Source organism: Moraxella sp. DOX410 (assembly GCF_032248735.1).
Taxonomy (GTDB): Bacteria; Pseudomonadota; Gammaproteobacteria; order Pseudomonadales; family Moraxellaceae; genus Faucicola; species Faucicola tetraodonis.
On sequence record NZ_CP135138.1, the window covers coordinates 594,079 to 619,540 of the forward strand.

The following is a 25,462-nucleotide window of genomic DNA, read 5'->3' on the forward strand; positions in this document are numbered from 1 at the left end:
TAGGCTAATTTTTTGAGGAATCAGCATGTATTCATTGTCGAATCGTAATCGTAGAAAATTTCAAAAACATTGGCTTAATTTTCGTCTCTATAGTCGCCAAGTGATTGACCAACCGATGAATATGGATATCCATACCAGCCGCATCATGGCAGCGATGGAGCTTGATGAAAAAGAGCCGTTGCAAGGTGCATTAGCCGATATGTTTTATGGTTGTTGGTTTGACGTGCCCTATTTTGGTGACCGTATCCTCAACCAAGTCAGAGAAAAACTAACGCCAACACTGCTACAAGGGTTTGATCAATGCGTCAATCATGGTGAGTATGTGTTTAGCGTCAGCAATCTTGCCACGCGCTGGAGCGTATTGGTATCGCCTTCAATGAACACTTATCAACACCAACTACGTGTGTCCACTGATGACTCAAAAGTAGTGGCACAAATGACGATTGCTTCGCTATTAGATATCATGGAAGAAGAAGACGATCCAGAAGACCAAGCTGAGCAAATTGCCGAAATCGAGGAAGAGTTCTTTAACCATTGTGTTGTTTGTCATGACCGATTGGCATTTAGTATGGTTTGGTGGGAAATGTCAAAAAACAAATGGGATTTTAATGACAAATGGCTTGAGACCAAAGAATATTTTGCCAAGCAAGCTGCTTAACCTTAACCGAATCGATGAATGAGCTTTTGCATTCACCAACGCTATCATACAACATTACCTTCGCCGTCTATCAAAATTTAAGGAAAACACCATGCCAGAACAAAACGACACCTATGTAATTTTAACGCCTGCCGGGGTATTGCATAGTTTTTCAAGCGCCAATCCCTCAGAGCAGCAACTAGCCTTACAAGCGGTGCTCGCCCCTGAACAAAGTATGACGGCACGGGAATGGGGTGAGCGTTATAGTGACACTTGGCTAGATATGTTTATTGAAGAAGGTTGGATTGAAACCATTGAAAAGCGGGTGGTCGCTCCGCACGTGCAGCTAGATAATTTCTTAAAATATGTAGCAGCGAGCCTATCGGGTAGTCGCCGTGTCGTAATTGCATCAGATCAAGGCTTTTGTCTAGCAAAAATGGGCTTTACCCAGCAAGAAGCAGAGACGCTGTCGGTAGCCGCCGCCGATTTTTATGGCTTTTTAGAGCGCCAACAGCAGCGCGGTTGGGCGGTACATGGCTATGGGGTGTCATTTTTTACCAGTATTGATATGTTGATGCCCAATACCAGTATTGTGTTTTTATGGATCAACAAAACGGGCTATTTCTTGATTATTGAAGATGAGCCGCTCATCAATAACCGCGCTTTTGTGGAATTGGTGTGGGGTATTAAAGCGACGGGCGAACGTTTTGAGCAGCGTGCAAGACTGGCAGAACAATCAGACGCAAAAGAAGGTGATGCGGCAGACGATGATACCCAAACAGTTAATTGATAGACAATAAAAAACCGCTGAGAGTTAATCAGCGGTTTTTTATTAAAAGCTTCCATTTAGCTTAATGCCAGTTGAATATCAGCTTAGTGTGATACCTTTACTATCTTTTGGCGTCACTCTAAAAATCTGCACTTTAAACAGTATATTTTGACCTGCCAATGGATGGTTAAAATCCACTTTAATGGCATCTTCATTGACGTCATTGACCACACCCACGAGCGTGGTTTTGCCTTTATCTTCAAATTCCATCATGGTGCCGACTTCAGGCAGATTGCCCGTCACGGCAAACTGGGCGTGACTAAAAGTCTGTACGTTATCAGGGTTCCATTGACCAAACGCTTCGTCAGGCGACAGCGAGGCGGTGCGCGTGTCACCCGCTGTCAAGTTGATGAGTACCTTCTCAAACCCTTCAAGCAGGCTACCATCACCCACCACCAAGCGAACAGGTTCGCCACGCTCAAAGGTTGAGTCGATGACGGTGCCATTTTCTAAGCTGACCTCAAAATGCAAATCAACGGTTGAGTCTTGAGTGATGCGGGTTTGTTCATTTGGCGTAATAATGTCATGATTCATGCGGTTGTTCATCCATCTAAAAATTAAAGGGTGTTACGTTTGGATTCTAATAAAAACGCATCGATTAAAATCAACGCAACGCCAATATTAATCGCCACATCAGCTATATTAAAAATCGGGAAATGCCATGCATTGCCATAGTGCACATGCAAGAAGTCAATCACATAGCCCAAACGTACCCGATCAATCAAATTGCCCAAAGCGCCCGCCATCACCAATGACAAGCCCAACGCCAATAATTTGGCTTGTTGGGGTATTTTGCGTAGATACGCCATGATGCCAAGGGAAACAGCCAGTGCCAGTCCGCTAAACAGCCATTTTTGCCAGCCGCCTTTATCTGCCAAAAAACTAAACGCCGCGCCATGGTTGTGGGCAAGGGTAAAGTTAAAAATCGGCTCAATAATCGCCGTGGTTTGGTACAGCTGGTAGTTGTGCTCAAAGTACAACTTGGTGAGTTGGTCGACAATTATTGCTAAAACCGCAATACCATACCACATCATGGCTTTATTGCCGTTGATGGGTAGGGTAGTGGATGGATGAGTGGCAGCAGTCGTTGCCTGTGTATTAGGCATAATGACGCACCTCGCCTTGACCTTCGACATTCTCTACGCAGCGACCACAGATTTCTGGATGGGCAGGATTGATGCCGATATCCTCGCGAATGTGCCAACAGCGGATACATTTTTCACCCGTGGCAGGCTTGACCACTACCGCAACTTGGTTATTCGAATCAGTGGCTTCATCGGTATAGGTCACATCGCTTGGTTGGTTGGTTAATGCCGCTACATTGGCTTGGCTTGAAATCAACACAAATTTGAGTTCATCGCCTAATCGATTGAGTGAAGCCATGGTAGTATCTGGTGCATACACAGTGACATTAGCCGATAAATTGGCATTAATCACTTTGTCAGTGCGCGCAATTTCGTAGGCTTTGTTAACAGTTTCTTTGACATTCAAAATCGCTTGCCAATCCGATTCGCTCACGTCATCCAATACCACTGGCGGGAATTCATACCATTCTTCGGTAAAGATGTAGCCATTGCCATTGCTTGTATGGGGACCTTTTAAGATTTCCCACGCTTCTTGTGCGGTAAACGACAAAATCGGTGCAATCCAGCGCAGTAACGCATGGGCAATATGATAAATTGCAGTTTGTGCTGAGCGGCGCGCTTCACCATTGGCTTTGGTGGTGTATTGACGGTCTTTAATGATGTCTAAATAAAAACCGCCCAAATCTTGTGAACAAAACCCCACCACCGCTTGACACACTTGGTGAAAATCCATGTTGGTATAAGATTGGCGAATATCAGCTTGCACCGCCTCAGCGCGTTTTAAAATATACTTGTCAAGGCTGACCATATTGCTAGCATCCACCATGTCGGTGGCTGGGTCAAAGTCGTCTGTATTCGCCAGTAAAAAACGAATGGTGTTACGAATACGGCGATACATATCAGTGGTGCGCGCAAAGCCTTCAGTCGATACCGCCATCTCGTAACGGTAGTCACTTGAACCGACCCATAGACGCACGATATCAATACCATATTTATTGGCAAGTTCTTGCGGCTCAAAACCTTTGGTATTGCCTTTGGATTTTGATAATTTATAGCCTTTGGCATCTACGGTAAACCCGTGCGTCAACACTTGCTTGTACGGTGGACGACCATAAATCGCTTCACTCACCAAAAGCGACGACTGGAACCAACCCCGATGTTGGTCAGAGCCTTCAAGGTATAAATCCGCAGGATTGGCTAAGTCGGGACGATTGGCGAGCACGGCAAAATTGGTTGACCCTGAGTCAAACCACACGTCTAGCGTATCGGTCGATTTTTGATACGCTTTAGCATCATCCCCAATAAAGTCTTCAGCCGCGGCATCAAACCATGCTTCCACACCACCTTGCTCAATCACTTGCGCGACTTTTTCCATCAGCTCAGCCGTATTTGGGTGCAAATTGCCCGTGTCTTTATGGATAAAAAAGGCAATCGGCACGCCCCAAGTACGTTGGCGGCTGATACACCAATCTGGGCGACCATGCATCATCGATTCGATGCGATTTTGTCCCCAATTTGGCGTCCATACCACCTTTGGAATATCGGTCAACGCCTGCTCACGCAGACCTTGGCTTTCCATGTTGATAAACCATTGTGGCGTTGAACGGAAAATAATCGGCGTTTTGTGTCGCCAGCAATGCGGATAGCTGTGAGTAATCACGTCATGCTTGAGCAAATGGCCACTGGTTTTGAGCGTTTCGATAATTTTTGGTTGCGCTTTATAAATATGCTCGCCGACAAAAACTTTGGCTTCAGGCAAATACACGCCATTACCTGCGACTGGGTTTTCGGTAGGCAAGTGAAATTTTTGCCCGACCATATAGTCATCGACGCCGTGCGCGGGCGCAGTGTGTACCAAACCCGTACCGCTATCTGCCGTCACGTGGTCGCCTGTGATAATCGGCACTTGACGCTCGGCAATCAGTGGGTGCTGGGCTTTAAGTACAGTTAATGCATCGCCTTTCACGGTCGCCAACACATTGTATTCTTTGGCGTTAAACACACTCATTAAATGCGCAACTAAATTGTAAGCGACAATTAAATGGCTGATTTTTGCCTGTGGTTTTTCGCCTGCCATTTGATAAAACAAGCGCTCGCCCAAACCGTTGTCAGCGGTTTTTTGATAAGTTGCGCCAATTTTTTCTAACGCTTTAGCCGAACGCTGATTATCGGGGGCAACATGAAACCAAATCGTTTCTCGCTGCGGTTGGGCGTGACTTAGCATAACCGATTTAATTTCGGCATTTGCCCCTGAACCCCAATAATTACGGGTCAAAAAGGTATAGCCAATGGCAATCGAATTTTCTGCAACATTATCATCATAAAAACGGGTTGTGCCGATAATGTTATTGGTTTTTTTATCGACAATCGCAAAGGCTTTTTGCTCAACGGCTTTTTTGAAATACGGCTCAAATACGGCAGGTTCGTGGCGTTTTTCCGGTAACGATTCCCAAATCAAAGGGTCAGATGCACTTGCCTGTAAAGCGGTTTTATCGTCTTTGGTTAAACGGCGAAGTAAATAATTAGGCGTGTCTAGGGTGGTAGGAATAGCAAACGCTTGTTTGTTAAACGTGACTTTTACCACGGAGTACTCTAGCTCAGAGCTTGCGGTAATCGCCTGATTGGCAGGCAACGTCCAAGGCGTGGTAGTCCAAATCACCGCCTGTAAAGCGCCATCAATCGCTTTAGTCGCCGCTAATGCTTCACGGTTGACGATATCAAAACCGACATAAATCGCATCGGATTTTTTATCTTCATATTCCACTTCCGCTTCCGCGAGTGCCGAACCACAATCCAAGCACCAATTCACCGGCTTCATACCGCGAGTAATATGCCCTTTTTTGTAGATTTCTGCCAATGCGCGGACGGTATCAGCTTCTTGCTTGAAGTTCATGGTCAGATAAGGATTTTCCCAGTCACCCAATACGCCCAAGCGTTTAAAGTCGACCATTTGCAGGTCAATTTGGCTTTTGGCATAGTCACGGCAAGCGCCGCGAAACTCGGTTGACGTCACGATGGCGCCGTTTTTACTTTTGTCTTTATGGGGTTGACCCACTTTACCGACAATGCCTTCTACCTTTTGCTCAATCGGCAGCCCATGACAATCCCAACCCGGTACATACGGCGCGTCATAACCGTCAAGCGTCTTGTATTTGACAATCATGTCTTTAAGCACTTTATTCACCACGTGACCCAAGTGAATTTGACCGTTGGCATAAGGAGGGCCGTCATGCAATACATACTTTTCACGACCTTGGCGAGCGCTACGAATTTGGGCATACACATCGTCGGCAAACCATTGTTCTAGCCATTTAGGTTCGCGTTTGGCAAGGTCGCCACGCATGGGAAATACGGTATCGGCAAGGTTTAGGGTGTCTTTATAGTCGATTGATTGATTGTCAGTGTTGTCGGTCATGTAACTCTCGGTATTCTATAAAAAGTGCAAAAGGTAAAAAATTGATAACAGGGTATTATATGTTAAAATTGGCAGATTGACAAAGCGTGGTTTGGCTTATCTCATGCTTGATTTTGGTAAGTCTGTCATAAAAAAATTTCACTCACCAAAATAGCTATAAACGCTAAATATAGTTGAAAACGCTAAAGGATAGTTGGGAAAGGATACAATTTTCCATCAGCCTACAAGGGTTGCCCCACCTACTGTTAATGGCAAGTGGCAACGCAGGGTATAAGGAAGTGTAGGCAGGTTATTTTTGACCCTGCCGACTCAGAAAATTGGGTAAGCCTAGTATGTTGCTTAGGAGTAGCAGTGTAGATGCTGACACGCCAAAGTCATTAAGGGATTGATTTTGCAAAGGCTTGCTGCTCACGCCAGTCAAGTAAATCCACCACGTCTTGGGCAATGCCTTGTTTTAATGCGTCAAGCCCAGCATAATTTTTTTCCCCATGCAAAAAATGCAAAAACGTCACCGTCAGTTCTCTGCCGTACAAATCCCCATCAAACTTCGGAAAATTGACTTCCAGTCGCCATTCTACCCCATACTTATTTTTTAGCGCAGGGCGAGTACCCACATTGCAAGCGCCAAACAAACTGCCTTTGGTGAGTCCTTGCACGCCTGTTTGACTGTTTCTCCCCAGTGTTGATAAATCTGTGCCATCGGTAGCGGTCACCGATACCGCAAAAATCCCATGCAGGGCAGGCTTGATGCGGTTTAGGGCAATATTGGCGGTGGGAAAATCAAGTGTGCGACCGATTTTATCGCCATGTTCCACCATGCCAGTAATCGCATAATCTCGCCCTAGCAGATGCTTTGCCGTTGCCAAGTCCCCTTGCTGCAAACAGTGTCGAATGCGCGTTGAGCTGACACGCTCATCTTGATGCGCATGGTCGGTCACAGTATGCAAAATCTGCACAGGCAAGCCAAACGCACGCAAAAACTCACTATCGCCAGTGCGGTCATGCCCAAAGCGAAAATCATCGCCCAATACCAGATGCTTTACGTTTAATTTGACCAACATTTTGGCAAAATCGTGTGCCGATAAATTCCGAAAGTCATTATCAAAATTTGCCACAATCAAGCTATCGATACGATGTTCAGCAATCAATTGGGTTTTTTCTGCCAAATTGGTGAGCCTTGCAGGGGCGGTTTGCGGGCTAAAAAACTCACGCGGCTGTGGTTCAAATATCATCACCATACTGGCAAGTTGCTGAGATTTTGCCAAAGATTTGGCTTTATCCAGCATCGCTTGGTGACCCAAATGTACCCCATCAAAATTACCAATCGTCAGTACCGAATCAGGTAATAGGGTTGGACTTTTTAGCCAGTCAGATAAGTCAATCACGTTCATAGGCATCGCAAACTATCAATTTTATGAAATCGCTTATTATAAAGTAAAAATGTTGCTAACATACGCGCTAATAAGATTTTTCGGCAAATTTTAGCCGCATTTTTTGGTTCAATTTTGGAGTACCCATGTCTGCAGCGCATCACAACCTTTGTATTCGCCTAGCTGCGATTGATGATTTACCGCGCATCGTTGAAATTTATAACCAAAGTATTGCAGGTAAGCAAGCCACGGCAGATTTACAGCCTGTGAGCGTGGCAGATAGGCAAGCGTGGTTTGACGCTCATACAGGCAATCGTCCGTTGGTGGTTGCCCAAACTAGCTCCGAAACTAGTTTAGGTGAAATCATCGGTTGGGGTAGTTTATCTGATTTATACGCGCGTCCTGCCTATCATATCAGTACTGAAATCAGTATCTATGTGGCAGATGAAGCCAAAGGGCAAGGCGTGGGCAAGGCGTTGGTCAATTATTTAATCGAAGTTGCGCCAAGTTGTGGCGTGCAGCAAGTTGTTGCGCTGATTTTTGCCCATAACACACCAAGTCTTGAGATGTTTGGTAAGCTAGGATTTGAGCCATGGGGCAAGTTTAAGCAAGTTTGTGATATGAACGGATTTATTGCTGATGTGGTGATTTTGGGAAAAAGTGTAGCTTAGATAAACAAGGCGCATGTTGAGCCTTGTTTGTGTTACAAAATTATTGTTACTAGCAGACGATTACGTATTATTAGGATATTGCATTGTCATTGGCTGCGCTATTATCATCAGATTGCAGTGAGAGCTCCAGCTCGCTTTCCTCGGTTTTATTGGCCGATTTACTCTCTAGCTTAATAAGTAGGCGTAAATCGTTGGGTGAATCAGCGTGTTGGATGGCATCGCGGTAAGTGATGTCGCCATTTTCATACAAATCAAACAACGCTTGGTCAAAGGTTTGCATCCCAATTTCACGGGAACGTTTCATGACAGGCTTAATTTCGTGGATTTCCCCTTTACGGATGTAATCACCAATCAGTTGCGAATTGAGCAAAATTTCAATCGCAGGGCGGCGACCTTTGCCATCAGGGGTAGCAATCAATTGCTGCGCCACAATGGCTCGAAGGTTTAATGATAAATCCATCAAAATCTGCTCGTGATGTTTTGCTTCAAAGAAGTGAATAATACGCTCAAGCGCTTGGTTGGCATTGGTGGCGTGTAGGGTGGCAAACACCAAGTGTCCTGTTTCAGCATATTGAATGGCATAATCCATGGTTTCGCGGGTACGAATCTCGCCAATCAAAATCACATCAGGTGCTTGACGTAGGGCGTTTTTTAATCCTGCTTCAAATGACTTGGTATCAATGCCAACTTCGCGTTGGGTGATGATACAGCCTTTATGTTCATGCAGGTATTCAATCGGGTCTTCGATAGTAATGATATGACCGCGCGAATTCTCGTTGCGATACCCCATCATAGCTGCCAGTGTGGTAGATTTACCTGTACCTGTCGCGCCGACTAGTAGCACGATGCCGCGTTTTTTCATGGCAATTTCATTCAAAATCGGTGGTAGATTGAGTTGCTCTACCGTTGGGATTTTGGTTTCAATTTTACGTAGCACCATGCCCGCACAGTCTTTTTGGACAAAGGCAGAAACACGAAAGCGTGCGGTTTGGTTTTTGTCAACAATGGCAAACTGGCATTCTAGGGTGTCGTCAAACTCTTTGCTTTGAGCAGGCGTCATCACGCTTTTGACCAGCGTCATTGATTGCTCTGGGGTCAGCGCTGACTTGGTGACTGGCGCGATAGTACCATTGACTTTCATTGATATGGGCGCATCGGCGGTGATAAAAAGGTCGGAGCCGTTTTTTTGTATCATTAGCTGCAGTAATTTATCAAGATCCATAACGCGTCTCTCGCATTGGTTTTATAAGATTGTTTCTATCAAACAGTTATCACATAAAATTTTCAGGTTGTTTGGCATATTGGCGCGCCGATTCTTTGCTAATCACGCCCTTATTGACCAACTCACGAAGGCTTTGATCGAGTGTGGTCATACCATCGCCTGCACTGGTTTGGATGGCAGAGTACATTTGGGCGACTTTGTTTTCACGAATCAAGTTACGAATCGCAGGCGTGCCAATCATAATTTCATGCGCGGCGACACGACCACCCGCTTGGCGTTTGAGTAGCGATTGCGAGATAACCGCTTGCAGCGACTCAGATAACATCGCTCGAATCATGTCTTTTTCGGCGGCGGGGAACACGTCGACCACACGGTCAATGGTTTTGGCAGCAGATGAGGTATGCAATGTCCCAAATACCAAGTGTCCTGTTTCAGCAGCCGTCAATGCCAAGCGGATGGTCTCAAGGTCACGCATCTCACCGACAAGAATAACATCAGGGTCTTCACGTAGGGCAGAGCGCAGCGCAGCATCAAAGCTTAAGGTATCACGGTGGACTTCACGTTGGTTGATGAGGGATTTTTTTGATTGATGCACAAATTCAATCGGGTCTTCGATGGTTAAGATATGTTCTTTACGGGTTTCATTGATATAGTTAATCATCGCCGCAAGGGTTGTTGACTTACCCGAACCTGTTGGACCTGTGACCAGTACCACGCCGCGTTTGTAGTTAGAGATTTTCTCAAAAATCGGTCCCATACCAAGCTGCTCCATCGTCAATACCTCAGATGGAATAGTACGAAATACCGCACCTGCGCCCCGGTTTTGGTTAAAGGCATTGACACGAAAGCGCGCCACATTGGGAATTTCAAACGAAAAATCGGTTTCAAAAAACTCTTCATAATCGGCACGTTGTTTGTCGTTCATGATGTCATAAATCAAACTATGCACTTTTTGGTGATCAAGCGGTGGCATGTTGATTTTGGTAATTTCACCATCTACCCGAATCATCGGCGGTAAGCCTGCTGAAATGTGTAAGTCAGAGGCTTTATTTTTGAATGCAAAACGCAACAAATCGTCAATCGATAATTCCTTTGCCATGATAGCGAATCCTACAGGTGGGTAATGAAAATACAAAAGCAGCAATAGAAAAAAGCCGCGGGAAAAAAAGATAGTTATACTATAATCATCCGTCCACAAAAAAAACAGAAAAAACTGACTAGGCATCATAGTTTTTTGTTGATTTTAGCTTATGCTAAACTTAAATTTAAAAATCAGCGGCACCAGTGCGAAAAAAACCAAAAACATCATCTTAACTCGCAAACAGTCAGCCAACCCCCTATCAACAGGAAAAGTTAACCATGCAAACATTCGATGAACAACAGCCAGTGGCGACAAGCGCAACAGATGCTGAAAACCAAGCCTTGATAGCGCGTTGGCAACAGGTGAAAACTGACGTTGCTAGGCTCAATCCAACTGTCAAACTGCTTGCGGTATCCAAAACCAAACCCAACTGGATGATTCGCACGTTAGCGCAGCAAGGTCAGCAAGATTTTGGTGAAAACTATGTGCAAGAAGCGGTGGCAAAAATCGCAGCACTCAAAGACGTTACTGCCAACGAGCAGCCATTGGTGTGGCATTATATCGGTCATATCCAGCGTAACAAGACCAAAGAGTTGGCGGCGCATTTTGATTGGGTGCATGGGGTCGATCGCTTAATTATTGCCCAGCGTCTCAATGGGCAAAGGGGTGAACACCTTCCGCCACTCAATATCTGTATCGAAGTCAATATTGACGATGAAGCCAGTAAATCAGGCTGCCAGCCAAACCAGTTACCCGAATTGGTGACAGAGATTAGCCAATTACCCAACTTGCAATTACGCGGACTGATGATTATCCCTGCCAAAAATTCAGCCGCTGCCTTTGTCAAAACCCAGCAATTATTTGAGCAAAACAAGCGCTATCATGCGCATCCTGAGCAGTGGGATACTTTGTCAATGGGCATGAGCGGCGATATTGAACAAGCCATTGCCGCGGGCGCTACCATCGTTCGTATTGGCACCGCCATTTTTGGGGCGAGAGATTAGTGCGAATGATGGGGTAAAAAGACAGCAATTTAACAATTTTTAGCCTTTTTTGCTCAACTATTAAGCAGGGTCAGTTACACATTGCCCCTGCTTTTTTTACCTTGCACCAAAATAAATACGGGGTAATAGGTAGTTATTTAGCCCAATGTTGTGTTAAATCAACGATTTTCTTACCCAATTATTGCTGTATGCTTTCTATAAGCTTTCTGTAAGCAAATTAGCTTACATTGTAATATTTTTTAACATTTTCTGGATAAAAGATATCTACATTCGAAAAACTTTATTGGTATGATGGCGTTGTTTTACAGAATGTAACCAGTACAATAGTTATGTAATTTTTATCCGTATATCAACTTTTTAGCTTCTAGCAATCAATTTTGATATAGCCCATATACGGATAAAAGTTCTGAACGGATTAAAGCCCTATGAACTTTCTTCAAAAAACTTTATTAACCGCTCTACCTTGTGTCTTGTTCAGCCTAGCGCCAACCGCTGCCAATGCCGACAATGGTATCACAGAATATTTCGGTAGCTTTAACTCAAGCGTTTCTCAAAATCCAGAAGGTGGCTCAAAAGTAGATAGCCTCATTGCAAAAGCCAAAAACTTTATCGGCTTACCTTACCGTTGGGGTGGCACCAGCCCAGCCAGTGGTTTTGATTGTAGCGGCTTTATGCAATATGTTTATAAACAAACCGCCAACATCAATCTGCCACGCACCTCAGGCAGCATGGCGCAAGTTGGTGAACGTATTAACCGTAGTGAGTTAAAACCAGGCGATATGGTGTTTTTCTCTCAAGGTGGTGGTCGTATCTCTCATGTGGGCATGTACATCGGTGAAGGTCGTTTTATTCATTCACCATCAACCGGCAAAAGTATTTCTATTACAAGTTTAGATTCTGGCTATTGGGCAAATAAATTCGTGACAGCGCGCCGTGTATTGGACGCTTGAGTGTAATCAAGAACGTTACTATTAAAAAATATTGTTGAAAAAACCAATAAAGTTAAAACTCTGTAAAATGTTGATCAAGGTAAGCTTAGGCTTGCCTTTTTTATTTGGTCGAGGAAATTTTGATAAAAATAGATAAGTCAAGCCTCATTAAAAAAAATTAAACATTTACCCATTGGTTATTAATAAAGTATTAGAATGAAGCAACAATACCTTATATAATCTTTAGGGTAAGTTAAATGCAAACGACTAAAACTAATCAATGACTGACATAACCGGCTTGATTTGTTTAATGCGTAACGCCCTTTTTTAATAGATTTATTGATTTTGCAATAATCCTATGACCCAAACCGCCTTGCCAAGCTTTAAAGAACAATTGCAACAAACGCTAAAATTTTTTAGCTTTAAACCTTCGCTATATATCAATTCGCCAAGAGTCAACGATACCAATAAATTCATGCTGTTTATTATATTGGCGTTGGTTGAGACATTTTTTCATTTAATTTGGTATGCGACAGTTCTTGTCATCACATCGCCCCTAGATATCTTTCCTTTTGCTCAGACGTTCAATCAAATTTTTAATCGCGGCTTGATGATAAATATCACCTATTTGGGACTGGCGATGGTGTTGTTTTGCGGGTATTCACTATGGGTCATCACTCGCATTCCTGAACAGTCAAGACTTTGGCGAGAGTACCAAATCTTTTTTGTAATCATCTATTTGATTTATGAAAATCTTTTTATTGTCTGGATTGGCAACAACAGTGCGCTTGAAGGTGTAATGCTGATTAGTTCCACCGGTCTTGGGATGGTGCTATTAAGATGGCGACTGGTCTGGGTGTCGTTTGTCAGTTGTATTGTTGCGTTATTTATTTTTAATATGAGTAATAGCATGAATTGGTGGCAATTGCTGCCTAGGTTGTATCCAAGTTTAGCAGCGCGTAGTCATTGGCTTTGGGGATTGTCTTTTAGCTTTTTGGTAACCGCCAAGGCAACAGTCACGCTGTATTGTATTTTACAGGGCATGAAAGTCATGAACTTTCAGCGCCGCAAGATTTATGATTTGCTAGAAGCTGATGCGCTCACCAATATTGCCAATCGGCGTACCATTTATAGTTTTTTGAGTTATTTATGGCAACGTAAAAGCGATTGGAATACGCTTAGTGTGATTTATATTGATTTGGACAAATTTAAACATATCAATGATAAATATGGTCATGATGCGGGTGATGCGACGTTGATTTGTACCGCGAATACCTTAAAAAACTTCTTACCGACAGGGACGATGTTTGGACGCGTGGGTGGGGAAGAATTTTGCATCATCTTGCCTAATATGGGGATTGAGCAAGCCTACGATATGGCAGAGCAGCTGCGCCAGGCTTTTGAAAAGCAAGTGGTGAGATATGGCATCTTTGATACAGAAATTCAATTTACCGCAAGCTTAGGTATATCCAGCCTTTATCAAAATCATGGGAGAGATAGCGAGCGTGCGATTGATAATCGCAGTTTTATCGAATATATGCGCGAGTATATGCATAGTTTACCAACCATGCCTGCACTGCCACCTGCCCTTGAGCGCATTATCAAATTCTCCGATTTGGCAATGCAGCAAGCCAAAGCCAATGGTCGCAACTGTGTGGTCAAAGGTCAATGTTATTTATTGATGACGCCAATCAATCAGCATTCATAACTTAGCCTTTATAACCCAGCCTTTAACTGGGCTTTCATGACGTAGTCGTGAGTAGCGAGCTTGCAACAAGCGTATCAATCATCGTCGTTGCAAAACTGCCTGCCGGTAATTCAAAATCTAACACCAATGTCTCACCGTCTTGCCAAACCCATTGTAAGTTACTGGGCAGCATACGCAGGGAGCGGCGCTGCTGCTTTAAACCAAACTCAATCAGACCTTGACTTAGCTGCTGATAAATGGGATTGTCAGTGATGACTGATAGTTCTAATGCGTTAACCTTACCACTGCTTTTTAACTCACCCGCGCCCCACATGGGTGCAGTCAAATGGATATCGCCACTTTGTAGCCTTGATATCGTGGTATCATCTATATGCTGTGCCACAAAGATACTGTTTGAACCCGCCAAATTCATCACATCACCATCAAGCGGTTGGTTCCAAATGCCCAACGCGATACGTTTTGCCAAGATGGCATTGAATAATTCGCTACGCGCTGCCGACAGATACAGACTGATTTTATCTTGGTCAAATTTGCGATGAATTTTTTTACCCCTAATTGTATGATGGGTAAATAGTTCGATAGCGGCATCAATATTATTGGCATCTTGCCCAAAGCGCTGCTCGCCAAAATAATTGGGAACGCCTTGGGTTTTGATGGTCGCAAGTTGTTGCTCGATGGCAGCTTTCTCGCCCACTACGTTGCGTAGGGTGATGATAAACTGATTGGCCTCATGAGTACCGCGACCCAGTTTTTTATGATGCCAATGCTGTGCCAGTATTTCTAGGGTTTCATCGCTAGCTAATTTAGTTTGGACAAATTGCTCAAAGTTTTGTTCAGGGGCAATTTTTTTTGGCAAGCGAAGACTAAACCATTGCGTCGTCAGCGCATGACGATCTTTGAGACCCGAATATCCCACATCCTTGAGTGGGATGCCTGCCCATTGTGACAGCAACTTTGCCACAAAATTGGTATTCATTCGGGTTTTTTGAATATGAAGCCAAAGATGTTCGCCTGTATGGCTGCATTCAATGCCAAGTTTTTCATGGACAATAAAATCAGTGGGTTGTTGTTTATAAATAGCGGACTCAATCGCAGGGGTATAGGGTGAAGGCAGTTTTGGCATGCTAGTACTACTTGTAAAAGGTTTATTTTAACAAACGGATGATTGATAAACCACCTCGGTTACGGATTCGATTATAGCAGCGCTTAATTATAGCCATGCTTTATTGTCTTATGCTAATAGGTTAAAAATATGAAGGCAATGAAAATGAGATCAAATACGGCTTGAATGCCAAAGCAATTGCCAATAAAGTAACATTCAATCAACTGATCTTCAATAAAGTAACAGTGCTTAATTTAGGTGGGTTGGGTGCATTGGGTGGCAAAATCGGTCAGCTGACTTGGCAAAATGTTTAATGTATCCTATGTTTAGCGAATGTGAGTATAAAAAGAGAAAAAACATGAAAAACCCTGATAGCGATATCGATAAAAACGCTGTGCAATTACGCGTTGCCAGGCAACCAGACGTCGAAAATTTGGTAACTTTGCTCAATCGCTGTTACCGCTCAGATGAAGGCTGGACCAATGAAGCGGCTTTGATTGGCGGGATTCGTACCACGCCCGAGGAAATGACCGCCATGATAGACAACCCCAACGTTTATCTGTTCGTGTTTGAAAATCCGCACGATAGCGATGATTTGCTCGGGTGTATTTCTGTGGATTTCTCACCCATTAACCATCAGCCAGCGGCGTATATTGGCACTTTTGCGGTTCATCCTGCTATGCAAGGTAGAGGCATTGGCGATACCATGTTGTCTGCGGTAGAAACGTTTGCTATTAGACACGCCCACGCCAAAAACTTAACCCATTTACCTTTAACCCATCTATCTATGTCGATTTTAAGTCATCGACCAGAGCTGTTAAGTTATTATCAGCGCCGCGGTTATTCACTGACAGGGGAGAGGATGGCATTTCCTAGAGACGGCAACAATGGCGACCCCAAACGCGATGAGGTATTTTTAGAGTTTTTGCAAAAACCCATTTAAGCAAATAAAGCGTCCGTCAACACTCAATGGACAATTTAAACTGACCGAAGATAGCAAAGGCACACCGATGTTGACGGTTACCAGTGTAAATCAAATCAGTATCTTTAAAACTAGTATCTTTAAAACTAGTATCTTTAAAACTAGTATCTTTAAACCTGTAGCTGCGTAATTTGGCAGTTTAATAATTAAAAAAAAGCCCACATCAATCAGTGGGCTTTGTGGTGGTAACTAACGATTATTTTCTCACTTCCCCATGCCCAAACACAATCCATTTTTGCGATGTTAAACCTTCAAGACCGACAGGGCCGCGCGCATGGATTTTATCAGTAGAGATACCAATCTCTGCACCCAAACCATATTCAAATCCATCGGCAAAGCGGGTTGATGCATTGACCATCACGCTACTAGAATCAACTTCACGCATGAATGTTAACGATTTTGAGTAGTTTTCGGTGATAATCGCATCGGTATGGTGTGAGCCATGGGTATTGATATGGGCAATGGCTTCGTCGATATCGGCGACTACTTTAATCGCCAAAATTGGCGCCAAATATTCGGTATCCCAATCTGCCTCACTCGCCGCTGACAGATGAGCGGTTAATTCAGCGGTATCGCTCAAGATAGCTAAGGTTTTTGCACAGCCGCGTAATTGCATGGCACTGTCTGCAGCGACAATGGCGCTGGCGATTGGCGGCAAGGCTTGCGCAGCGATTTGGCTATCAATCAGCAGCGTTTCCATGGTATTACAAGTGCCGTAGCGGTGAGTTTTGGCATTGACGCAAATATCGGTTGCCATACTCAAGTTTGCATCGCGATCGATAAAGGTATGACAGTTACCATCTAGGTGCTTGATGACAGGGACGCGCGCTTCATTGCTGATACGCTCAATTAGGCTTTTACCACCTCGCGGTACAATCACATCGACATAGCGATTCATGGTGATGAGTTCCCCCACTGCCGCACGGTCGGTGGTTTCGACCACTTGCACGGCGGCCTCTGGCAAACCAACTGCCTGCAAACCCTGTTTGACACACGCAGCCAATGCTTGGTTAGAATAAAACGCTTCTGAACCCCCACGTAGGATAATCGCATTGCCAGATTTTAATGCCAAAGACGCAGCTTCAATCGTCACATTGGGGCGAGATTCATAAATCATCCCGACCACACCCAGCGGCACGCGCATTTTACCTAGCTGAATACCCGATGGACGAAAGGTCATATCCGTGACCTCGCCAATCGGGTCAGGTAACATGGCGACATCTTTTAGCCCTTGTAACATGCCTTCAAAACGCGCATCGGTGAGCGCTAATCGGTCAAGTAGGGCGTCATCCAGTCCTTTTTGTTGACCGTTTTGCATATCGGTGGCATTGGCAGCCAACACGTGTGATTTGGCTTGTTGCAGGGCGTCATAGATAGCGAGTAGGGCGCTATTTTTGAGCGCGGTGTCTGCTTTTGCCAAAATTGCTGAAGCAGCGCGCGCTTGCCGTCCCACGGTTTGCATATAATGTTTGGTATCAGTCATGGTTTGCATAGTCAGTCCCTAATATAATCATCGCTTCATCATAACAACTTCAATCCAAAAATGGAATTTAGAAAGTTTTGACAGACAAAAATTAATGGTTATGACTCAATCTAAAAACCAGTGCTAAAGACCGGCGCCATGAAATAAAGTTAAATGAGAGAAAAAGTTGCGTTTTAGTAGCGTTTTAAGCGAAAATAGACAGTTTTTTTTCACCTATCGTCAAATTTTGGATTGAATATCATGTCAGATGCTATGCCAAACTTACAGCGTCCTGTAGCCTTGCAACTTAACAATATCCACAAGAACTTTGGATCGCTTGAGGTACTAAAAGGTATATCGTTGACCGCTTATGATGGCGATGTCATCTCAATTTTGGGCTCGAGCGGTTCGGGTAAATCCACCTTGCTACGCTGTATAAATTTGCTTGAAAACCCCTCGCAAGGGGAGGTTTTCCTGGGCAGTGAAGCATTGGTACTAAAACCGAATAAATCAGGGGATTTGGTTGCCGCCAATCAGCGTCAGCTTGAGCAGTTTCGCTCAAAAATGGGTTTTGTGTTCCAAAACTTTAACCTATGGCCACACCGGACTATTTTGCAAAACATCATTGAGGGGCCGACCCAAGTCCTAAAAATCGCCAAAGACCAAGCCATCAGTGAAGCCGAAGTGCTACTAAAACGCGTAGGACTACTGGATAAAAAAGATGCTTACCCAGAAAACTTATCGGGTGGGCAACGCCAGCGTATCGCCATCGCTCGTGCGCTAGCGATGAAGCCCCAAGTATTGCTATTTGATGAGCCAACCTCTGCCCTCGACCCAGAATTGGTCAATGAAGTATTAGCGGTGATGAAATCGCTTGCTGAAGAAGGTCGCACCATGCTGATTGTGACCCATGAAATGCGTTTTGCGCGCGATGTATCAAGCCAAGTGGTGTTCTTGCATGAGGGACGTATCGAAGAAATAGGCACACCAGAGCAAGTATTTGACAATCCGCAATCAGCGCGGGTGAAAGACTTTATGGCAAGCCATCAAAAATAATCCAATCAGCCTATCAGCCGTCAATCGCCATGCGATTGGCGGTTTTGTAGTTTTAGGCATCAGAAAAAATTTATTTGATTTAATTGTTGCTGCAAACGTTTTTCACTTGCAAAAATGTTAATTTATGTTAATTTTAACTAAATTGTAAACTCGCATTTATTTTAGTCGCATTGATTTTAAATATTGAAATCGCTGAAAGCGAAACCTGATATTAAATCGCTTTTTACTCAAAAATTTCATTTGTAAGGAACATCCATGCAATCAACCTTGAATTCAACCTACTCAAAACTCGCCTTGGCAACGGTATGCGCAGTTAGCATGGGATTAACTGCCTGTCAAAAACCTGCTGAAAAAACAGAAGGTGCAGCCGCCAGCCAACCCGCTGCCAGTGCCAGCACAGGCAAAAAAATTCGTATTGCCACTGAAGGCGCCTACAAACCATTTAACTATACCAATGCCGATGGCACGTTAGGTGGTTATGACGTGGATGTTGCCAAAGCCTTGTGTGCCCAAGCGAAACTCGACTGCGAAATCGTAGCGCAAGATTGGGACGGTATTTTGCCAGGCTTGATGGCGAGAAAATACGACGCGGTTGCCGCGGGTATGTCAATTACCCCAGAGCGTTCAGCGCAAGTGGATTTCACCACGCCTTATTTTAAAAACACCATGGTTTGGGTCGCTGCCAAAGGTGGCAAATTCAACCCACAAGCGATTTCAGGGCTAAAAATTGGCGGTCAACGCTCAACCACCATGGCGCAGTACCTTCAAGATAAACTGAGCAAAACCAACGAAATCAAATTGTATGACAACTATGACAACGCCTACATTGACCTAAAATCAGGTCGTATCGATTCAGTGCTGTCTGAAAAAGTAACCGCTAGCGAATGGCTAAAACAAAACAGCAACTACCAACTCGTAGGCAGTGAGATGGATAATGGTGACAACATCGCAATGGCCATTCGTAAAGGCGATCCACTAAAAGCAGAATTTGACAAAGCCTTAGGTGCGCTACAAAGCAATGGCGAGTTGGCAAAATTACAAAAGCAACATTTTGGTAATTAATTGACGTTGCATCGAGCGATTTAATATTTACACAATAGATGTGGGTGACCCTCAAATTTTGACAAAAAGGTGTTGTTATGAAACAGTTATCGGTTTTGGGTGTATCGTCGTTAGCCATTTTGATGGGAGTAACCGCCTGTCAAAAACCTGCGGAAAAACCGGCAGACACGGCAGCAGCAAGTAGCGCTACCACGTCAGCAAACGCAGATATGCCACAGATTCGTATCGCTACCGAATCAAGCTTTGTCCCCTTTAGTTATAAAGATGCCAATGGCAAATTAATCGGCTTTGAGATTGATTTGGCAGATGCGTTATGTAGTGAAGCCAAACTCAAATGTGAAGTGATTTCCCAAGATTGGGATGGTCTGATTCCAGGACTACAAGCACAAAAATACCATGCCATCATGGCGGGGATGTCAGACACCGCAGAGCGTCGCCAAGTGGTGGCATTTAGCGACCCATACTTTACCAATAACCTCGTTGTGATTGGCAAAAAAGGGGTAGAAAAAGGCGCTGATGATCTAGCGGGCAAATCTGTGGGCGCGCAGCGTTCAACAACTGCCGCTGAGTACTTAGCCAAAAACTTCCCAAAAGCAACCCCAAAACTGTATGACACCCAAGATAATGCCTATCTTGACCTAGAATCGGGTCGTACGGATTTGATGATTTCTGACAGCGCCCCAGCTTTATCATGGTTAAAAACTGCCAAAGGTCAAGGCTTTGAAGTCAAAGGTCAACCGATCAATATTGATGACAAAATTGCCATTGCCCTTCGTCAAAATGATCCATTGATTGGCAAATTCAACACCGCACTGGCGGCGTTAAAAGCCAATGGTACTTACGATAAAATCAGCCAAAAATATTTTGCAGATTTGCCGAAATAAGCCGTTAAATAACTGATTAAGTGTTCGTTTTCTTACAACTCACAAGTAAAATTTTGTCATGTGTTAGACGTTAAAAATTAGGAGTATCAGGTGAAAGCAAATATTTCATTATTGGGTAGCTTGGCAGTGGCAGGTCTAGCGCTAGTGGGTTGTCAAAAACCTGCAGAAAAAACGGCGGCAACAACGGGTAGCACAGCCGCTTCTACAACGGCCAGTAGCAGCACTGAGACATCGAGCAGTATGGCAGGCAAAACCATTCGCATCGCCACCGAAGGCACCTATAAACCCTTTAGCATCACCAAAGCGGATGGCAGTTTGACAGGTTTTGATGTGGATTTTATTCGGGCCTTATGTGCAGAAATGAAAGCCAACTGTGAAATCAAGCCACAAGATTGGGATGGTTTATTACCAGGCTTGATGGCAAAAAAATATGACGTGGTAATTGATGCCATGTCTATCACCCCAGAGCGTCAAGCGCAGGTCGATTTTACCGACCCCTATTTTACCAATACGTTGGTATTTTTGACCAAACAAGGTAGTCCTATCAATCCGGATGACCCTGCCCAAATTGACAGCCATACAGTTGCGGCGCAGCGTTCAACGCTATCGACCCAGTGGATGGAAAAAAATCACCCAAAAGCCCAGCTAAACCTGTATGAAGGTTTGGACAATGCTTTTATGGACTTGGCAGCAGGGCGTTCGGATCTGATGATTTCGGATAAAGCCCCGGCCGCTTATTGGCTGACCACGCCAGAAGGTAAAGGGTTTGAAATCAAAGGTAAAGAGATTGATGTTAATGACAAAATGGGTATCATCGTCCGTAAAGGCGACCCACTGCGTTTAGAATTTAACAAAGCGATTGCCACGTTAAAATCAAATGGCACGTATGACAAAATCTATAACCAATATTTTGGTAATGCAACCACTACAACGGCGGCGGCAAGCAACGTGGCCGTTACGGTCTCTAGCAGTACAACGACCACGACGACTGTGGCAAGTACGAGCAAGTAACTCAACCAAGCGCTTGGGTTCAGTCAAAAACTGGGTGAAAAGTCACTCAGTTTTTTGTTTTTTTGATGGTTTTTGATAGGGCAATCACGTAAAATTGCACCCTGCAAAAAACAAAGCAAAAGGTTATATCCGTTATCACCTTTTGTCTATGCGCCGGTAAAACTGCGTTTTAAGCATTTTTTGGGTAATAGGTCAACAAACAGAGTTAAAAAGACAGGGTATCAATATTGTGTTAGATCTACAAGGTTTTGGGCAGCTATTATTAAGTGGCGCTTGGGTCACCATCAAACTGGCATTGACTAGTTTGGTCATTGGGCTGATTTTGGGATTATTGGGCGCGACTGCTAAGATGTCACGGTTTAAAGTGCTCAACGCCATCGCCACCGCTTACACCACGATTATCCGTGGTATTCCAGAACTGCTGTCAGTCATGTTTATTTACTTTGGCGGCTCGATGTTGATGGGGCTTATTCTATCGCAATTTGGCAATACGGGATATGTGGATGTCAGTCCGTTTTGGGCGGGGGTTACGGCGCTGTCTGTGGCATTTGGTGCGTATGCGACCGAAACTTTTCGTATGGCATTTCAAGAGATTCCAAAAGGTCAAGCCGAAGCGGCGCAAGCGATTGGCATGAAAAAATTTCAAATCCTTTGGCGAGTGACGTTGCCACAAGTCTGGCGTATTGCACTGCCAGGACTGGGTAATTTGTTTTTGGTACTGCTCAAAGATACCGCGTTGGTTTCTGTGGTCGGGCTTGAAGATATCATGCGCCACGCCAAAACGGCAGCGACTTCCACGCAAAGCCCGTTTACTTTTTATATGGCAGCAGCATTGTTGTACTTGAGTCTGACCGTCATCATCACCGGTGTGATTATGTGGTTAGAATGGGTCAATAACCCAGCAGAGCGTTATGCAAAACGCCTACAAAAAATTGGCATGGCAAAATAGGGGATTCATCAATGAACTGGAATTGGCAAATTATTATTGATAGTATCCCAAAACTGCTGCAAGGTAGTATTATCACCATTGAGCTTGTGGTGTTGTCGGGTTTATTGGGGTTTATATTGGCAGTGCCGCTAGCCTTGGCTAGGCTGTCGAAAAAACCTTGGGTACAGGCATTGCCGTTTGCGTATATTTTCTTTTTTCGGGGTACGCCGCTACTGGTGCAAATCTTTTTGATTTATTATGGATTGTCACAATTTAAATGGGTGACGGAGTCCGTGCTGTGGAAATCGGGTGTGTTAGCGAGCCCATTTTGGTGCGCTATCATCGCTTTTACCCTCAATACGGCAGCTTATATTGCCGAAATCATCCGCGGTGCTATCAAGTCAATACCCAAAGGCGAGAATGAAGCTGCCGACGCCATCGGCATGTCATATAGCCAAAAATTGCGCCGAATTATTTTTCCTCGCGCCTTTGGCATCATGCTGCCGGCTTATGGCAATGAAGTGATTTTTATGCTCAAAGGCAGTGCGCTGGCATCGACCATCACTTTGATGGATATCACCGGTGTGGCAACGACGATTATGTCAAAAACTTATACTGTTTTTGAATTGTTCTTTGCCTCAGGTATCATTTATTTGTTATTGTCTTGGCTATTGATTGGGATGTTTCGATTGGCTGAAAAACGCATCAATCGTCATCTGTCTTATCAGCCCATCAGTAATGGGGGCGTCACTGCCTAAGCTAGGCTAAGCTAGACAAAGAGTTTGGATATATTGGAGGCGTGCCAATGAAACAAGCAGTTATGATATCAAGTTTGCTGATAGGTGGGGTGTTACTCTCGGCTTGTCAACCTGCCAGTGATAACAAGCCACAGCAAAACAGCACAGCAAGTGCCACAGTAGCTAGTATTCAGAGTCCACATCACGTTGCCAGTGTAGCTGCTGCCAGTACCGTATCCCCCCAAGCCGCCCAAAACGGTGCGCCCAAACAAATCAACTGGGCATTGGTGGATTCGGGCGTTAAGCCAGTCGATAAGGCTAGCTTTAAATATCCCTTTGCGCTCGATAGTGAGCCTGTCAAAGCCTATGCCGAGATGTATCATGTGGATAATGAAACCTCCCGCTACAACTTAACGGTGGGTATGGCAGTCAATGAAGTCTTATCCAAAGTGCTCGACCAGCTGGGGACTGCCTATGTGTCACATGAACTCACAGCCGGCAAGAACAGCGCGTTTGTCATCCATACCACCCAGCAAATTGCCCCGAGTCAATACACTTATGTCTTTGCCGAGCCCTTTGCCAAAGGGTTAACCATTCCTGTCAAAATTATCAATGATGGCAAAAAATAACTAAGTTGCCATCGGTATATTGACGTTTATTTATCGTTTAAGGAAATACCATGCGTGTGCTAGGACTGGAAACATCCTGCGATGAAACGGGATTAGCCATTTTTGATAGTGACCAACGTCACCAACCCAATCAAGGTTTGGTCGGGCAAGTGCTATATAGTCAAATCGCGCTACATGCGACATATGGTGGGGTAGTCCCTGAACTTGCAAGCCGCGATCACATCCGTAAATTAGTGCCCTTGTTGCAGCAACTGCTTGATGACTGCCAACTCAAAAAAACCGATATCGATGCCATTGCCTTTACCAAAGGTCCTGGACTGGTGGGCGCGTTGATGACAGGGGCATTGTTTGGGCGCAGTTTGGCGATGGCGCTTGATATTCCTGCGATTGGTGTACATCACATGGAAGGACATTTACTCGCGCCGCTATTAGGCGCCAATCCGCCCGATTTTCCGTTTGTCGCGTTGCTCGTGTCGGGTGGACATACTATGTTAGTGGCGGTCAAAGGCATCGGGCAATATGAAATATTAGGTGAATCTATTGACGATGCCGCAGGTGAGTGCTTTGATAAAGCCGCTAAAATGCTAGAGTTACCTTATCCTGGTGGACCTAATATTGCCCGCTTGGCGCAAACAGGCAATCCATTAGCCTATGAATTACCGCGCCCGATGCTCGGCAAAGGATTGGATTTTTCTTTTAGTGGTATGAAAACCGCCGTGCATAATTTGATTAAAGACCATCCAACCGATAGCCATAATCCTGAGCATGCCCAGACGCGCGCCGATATTGCGGCAAGTTTTCAATATGCGATGGTCGATACGTTGGTGAAAAAATGCGTTAAAGCCTTGCAGCAAACAGGCATGAGACGCTTAGTAATCGCAGGCGGGGTGAGTGCCAATCAACAACTACGAGAATCGCTAGCTGAGGCATTAGCCAAAATCAACGCCACCGTGCATTATGCACCGCCTGCCCTGTGTACTGACAATGGCGCCATGATTGCCTTCGCCGGGTGGCAGCGCTTGAACGCCGGCCAACACGATGAGCTAGCGGTTAGCTGCTTGCCGCGTTGGGACATGACAATGCTGCCTGCTGTCAATCCAGCTAACCCATAACCATCTATAAGGACTTGAAGATGCCATGGCTGTGGATAGGACTGGGGGCTGCATTTGGGGCAATGCTGCGCTGGTGGTTATCGAGAATCAACAGCGTACATTCTTGGTTGCCCTATGGCACACTATCTGCCAATGTATTAGGCGGGCTGTTGATGGGATTTGCCTTGATACTTACCCAAAAGATGCACCCAAACTTACGACTGTTTATCACCACAGGTTTTTTGGGGGGACTAACAACGTTTAGTACGTTTAGTGCCGAAGTGTTTACTTTGTTGAATAGCGGCAAGGTAGTGCAAGGTTTAGGCTTGATTGGCATCCATGTGTTTTTAACCTTGGTTGCGACTGCCATTGGGTTTTATAGTCTTAAATTGTTAAATTATTGATAACTTTTCAACTTGTTAATTTTTTCACCTTTTCACTTCTCATTCACCGCTAAAGGTTGTAAAGCTGCTCAAGGCTTTGTGAATCGATAAGCGAGTTAAATCTTAAATCCCCTTATCGCGTCTCACCTATAGCAGCGTGTGCCATCCGTCAGCCATTAAACTG

At 44.6% G+C, this 25,462-nt stretch carries 25 protein-coding genes; 17 read left to right on the forward strand and 8 right to left on the reverse strand.

What is annotated here, in order from left to right; all coding sequences use genetic code 11:
• Nucleotides 1–25: 25 nt before the first annotated feature.
• Both RNZ41_RS02745 and RNZ41_RS02750 read left to right on the forward strand, forming a co-directional pair.
• The gene (locus tag RNZ41_RS02745) at nt 26–658 is read left to right on the forward strand and encodes a hypothetical protein (RefSeq protein ID WP_314027519.1); all 633 of its coding nucleotides are present in this window, start codon (nt 26–28) and stop codon (nt 656–658) included.
• A gap of 91 nt (nt 659–749) precedes the next feature.
• Nucleotides 750–1,427 carry a hypothetical protein gene (locus RNZ41_RS02750; RefSeq protein WP_314027520.1) on the forward strand — a complete coding sequence of 226 codons (678 nt, stop codon included), beginning with the start codon at nt 750–752 and terminating at the stop codon, nt 1,425–1,427.
• A gap of 78 nt (nt 1,428–1,505) precedes the next feature.
• On the opposite strand, the gene fkpB is transcribed toward RNZ41_RS02750, so the two are convergent.
• The 4 genes from fkpB to ribF all read right to left on the reverse strand — a co-directional run bounded on the left by fkpB (nt 1,506) and on the right by ribF (nt 7,357).
• Nucleotides 1,506–2,000, reverse strand: a complete 495-nt coding sequence (gene fkpB / locus RNZ41_RS02755; protein ID WP_138018600.1) for an FKBP-type peptidyl-prolyl cis-trans isomerase — start codon at nt 1,998–2,000, stop codon at nt 1,506–1,508.
• A gap of 23 nt (nt 2,001–2,023) precedes the next feature.
• The gene (gene lspA / locus RNZ41_RS02760; protein ID WP_096489257.1) at nt 2,024–2,572 is read right to left on the reverse strand and encodes a signal peptidase II; all 549 of its coding nucleotides are present in this window, start codon (nt 2,570–2,572) and stop codon (nt 2,024–2,026) included.
• Complete coding sequence (ileS, locus tag RNZ41_RS02765; RefSeq protein ID WP_314027521.1) at nt 2,565–5,966, reverse strand: isoleucine--tRNA ligase, N-acetyltransferase domain-containing; 3,402 nt, start codon at nt 5,964–5,966, stop codon at nt 2,565–2,567. Before ileS ends, lspA begins: the two co-directional genes overlap by 8 nt.
• Before the next feature lie 377 nt (nt 5,967–6,343).
• Complete coding sequence (gene ribF, locus RNZ41_RS02770) at nt 6,344–7,357, reverse strand: riboflavin biosynthesis protein RibF (RefSeq protein ID WP_314027522.1); 1,014 nt, start codon at nt 7,355–7,357, stop codon at nt 6,344–6,346.
• 125 nt (nt 7,358–7,482) lie between these two features.
• On the opposite strand from ribF, the gene RNZ41_RS02775 reads away from it, so the two are divergent.
• Nucleotides 7,483–8,007, forward strand: coding sequence for a GNAT family N-acetyltransferase (locus RNZ41_RS02775; RefSeq protein ID WP_314027523.1), 525 nt, complete (start codon nt 7,483–7,485; stop codon nt 8,005–8,007).
• A 70-nt stretch (nt 8,008–8,077) separates the two neighbouring features.
• On the opposite strand, the gene RNZ41_RS02780 is transcribed toward RNZ41_RS02775, so the two are convergent.
• Together RNZ41_RS02780 and RNZ41_RS02785 are read right to left on the reverse strand one after the other, a co-directional pair.
• On the reverse strand, nt 8,078–9,229 hold the full coding sequence (locus RNZ41_RS02780) for a PilT/PilU family type 4a pilus ATPase (protein ID WP_007117195.1): 1,152 nt from the start codon (nt 9,227–9,229) through the stop codon (nt 8,078–8,080).
• Nucleotides 9,230–9,278: 49 nt separating this feature from the next.
• Nucleotides 9,279–10,328 carry a type IV pilus twitching motility protein PilT gene (locus tag RNZ41_RS02785; protein ID WP_007117194.1) on the reverse strand — a complete coding sequence of 350 codons (1,050 nt, stop codon included), beginning with the start codon at nt 10,326–10,328 and terminating at the stop codon, nt 9,279–9,281.
• 260 nt (nt 10,329–10,588) lie between these two features.
• On the opposite strand from RNZ41_RS02785, the gene RNZ41_RS02790 reads away from it, so the two are divergent.
• The 3 genes from RNZ41_RS02790 (at nt 10,589) to RNZ41_RS02800 (ending at nt 13,951) form a co-directional block, all read left to right on the forward strand.
• Nucleotides 10,589–11,314 (forward strand): YggS family pyridoxal phosphate-dependent enzyme, encoded by a 726-nt coding sequence (locus tag RNZ41_RS02790; RefSeq protein ID WP_314027524.1) that lies wholly within the window; start codon nt 10,589–10,591, stop codon nt 11,312–11,314.
• A gap of 425 nt (nt 11,315–11,739) precedes the next feature.
• On the forward strand, nt 11,740–12,264 hold the full coding sequence (locus RNZ41_RS02795; protein ID WP_312523359.1) for a C40 family peptidase: 525 nt from the start codon (nt 11,740–11,742) through the stop codon (nt 12,262–12,264).
• 337 nt (nt 12,265–12,601) lie between these two features.
• Complete coding sequence (locus RNZ41_RS02800) at nt 12,602–13,951, forward strand: GGDEF domain-containing protein (RefSeq protein WP_007117190.1); 1,350 nt, start codon at nt 12,602–12,604, stop codon at nt 13,949–13,951.
• 34 nt (nt 13,952–13,985) lie between these two features.
• On the opposite strand, the gene truD is transcribed toward RNZ41_RS02800, so the two are convergent.
• Nucleotides 13,986–15,074: a tRNA pseudouridine(13) synthase TruD gene (gene truD / locus RNZ41_RS02805; protein WP_314027525.1), complete on the reverse strand. Its 1,089-nt coding sequence runs from the start codon at nt 15,072–15,074 to the stop codon at nt 13,986–13,988.
• Nucleotides 15,075–15,235: 161 nt separating this feature from the next.
• Here truD and RNZ41_RS02810 point away from each other — a divergent pair, with 161 nt between their 5' ends.
• Both RNZ41_RS02810 and RNZ41_RS02815 read left to right on the forward strand, forming a co-directional pair.
• Nucleotides 15,236–15,367: a hypothetical protein gene (locus RNZ41_RS02810; protein WP_314027526.1), complete on the forward strand. Its 132-nt coding sequence runs from the start codon at nt 15,236–15,238 to the stop codon at nt 15,365–15,367.
• Nucleotides 15,368–15,411: 44 nt separating this feature from the next.
• Complete coding sequence (locus RNZ41_RS02815) at nt 15,412–15,996, forward strand: GNAT family N-acetyltransferase (RefSeq protein ID WP_314027527.1); 585 nt, start codon at nt 15,412–15,414, stop codon at nt 15,994–15,996.
• A 235-nt stretch (nt 15,997–16,231) separates the two neighbouring features.
• Here RNZ41_RS02815 and RNZ41_RS02820 read toward each other — a convergent pair whose 3' ends face one another.
• On the reverse strand, nt 16,232–17,527 hold the full coding sequence (locus RNZ41_RS02820) for a glutamate-5-semialdehyde dehydrogenase (protein ID WP_172823581.1): 1,296 nt from the start codon (nt 17,525–17,527) through the stop codon (nt 16,232–16,234).
• Nucleotides 17,528–17,758: 231 nt separating this feature from the next.
• Here RNZ41_RS02820 and RNZ41_RS02825 point away from each other — a divergent pair, with 231 nt between their 5' ends.
• From RNZ41_RS02825 to crcB, 9 genes are all read left to right on the forward strand, one after another.
• Nucleotides 17,759–18,553, forward strand: a complete 795-nt coding sequence (locus RNZ41_RS02825) for an ABC transporter ATP-binding protein (protein WP_172460487.1) — start codon at nt 17,759–17,761, stop codon at nt 18,551–18,553.
• A gap of 255 nt (nt 18,554–18,808) precedes the next feature.
• Nucleotides 18,809–19,615 carry a transporter substrate-binding domain-containing protein gene (locus tag RNZ41_RS02830; protein WP_096489246.1) on the forward strand — a complete coding sequence of 269 codons (807 nt, stop codon included), beginning with the start codon at nt 18,809–18,811 and terminating at the stop codon, nt 19,613–19,615.
• Nucleotides 19,616–19,692: 77 nt separating this feature from the next.
• Entirely contained in the window at nt 19,693–20,499 is an 807-nt protein-coding gene (locus tag RNZ41_RS02835) for an ABC transporter substrate-binding protein (RefSeq protein WP_314027528.1), read from the forward strand.
• A 90-nt stretch (nt 20,500–20,589) separates the two neighbouring features.
• Nucleotides 20,590–21,510 (forward strand): transporter substrate-binding domain-containing protein, encoded by a 921-nt coding sequence (locus tag RNZ41_RS02840; RefSeq protein ID WP_312385983.1) that lies wholly within the window; start codon nt 20,590–20,592, stop codon nt 21,508–21,510.
• A gap of 229 nt (nt 21,511–21,739) precedes the next feature.
• Nucleotides 21,740–22,459, forward strand: a complete 720-nt coding sequence (locus RNZ41_RS02845) for an ABC transporter permease (protein ID WP_007117180.1) — start codon at nt 21,740–21,742, stop codon at nt 22,457–22,459.
• Between the two features lie 11 nt (nt 22,460–22,470).
• Complete coding sequence (locus tag RNZ41_RS02850; protein WP_312539383.1) at nt 22,471–23,196, forward strand: ABC transporter permease; 726 nt, start codon at nt 22,471–22,473, stop codon at nt 23,194–23,196.
• A 47-nt stretch (nt 23,197–23,243) separates the two neighbouring features.
• Nucleotides 23,244–23,804: a hypothetical protein gene (locus RNZ41_RS02855; RefSeq protein ID WP_282841318.1), complete on the forward strand. Its 561-nt coding sequence runs from the start codon at nt 23,244–23,246 to the stop codon at nt 23,802–23,804.
• A 50-nt stretch (nt 23,805–23,854) separates the two neighbouring features.
• Nucleotides 23,855–24,916 (forward strand): tRNA (adenosine(37)-N6)-threonylcarbamoyltransferase complex transferase subunit TsaD, encoded by a 1,062-nt coding sequence (tsaD, locus tag RNZ41_RS02860; protein ID WP_138018613.1) that lies wholly within the window; start codon nt 23,855–23,857, stop codon nt 24,914–24,916.
• 20 nt (nt 24,917–24,936) lie between these two features.
• Nucleotides 24,937–25,299 (forward strand): fluoride efflux transporter CrcB, encoded by a 363-nt coding sequence (gene crcB, locus RNZ41_RS02865; protein ID WP_314027529.1) that lies wholly within the window; start codon nt 24,937–24,939, stop codon nt 25,297–25,299.
• The last annotated feature ends 163 nt before the right edge of the window (nt 25,300–25,462 follow it).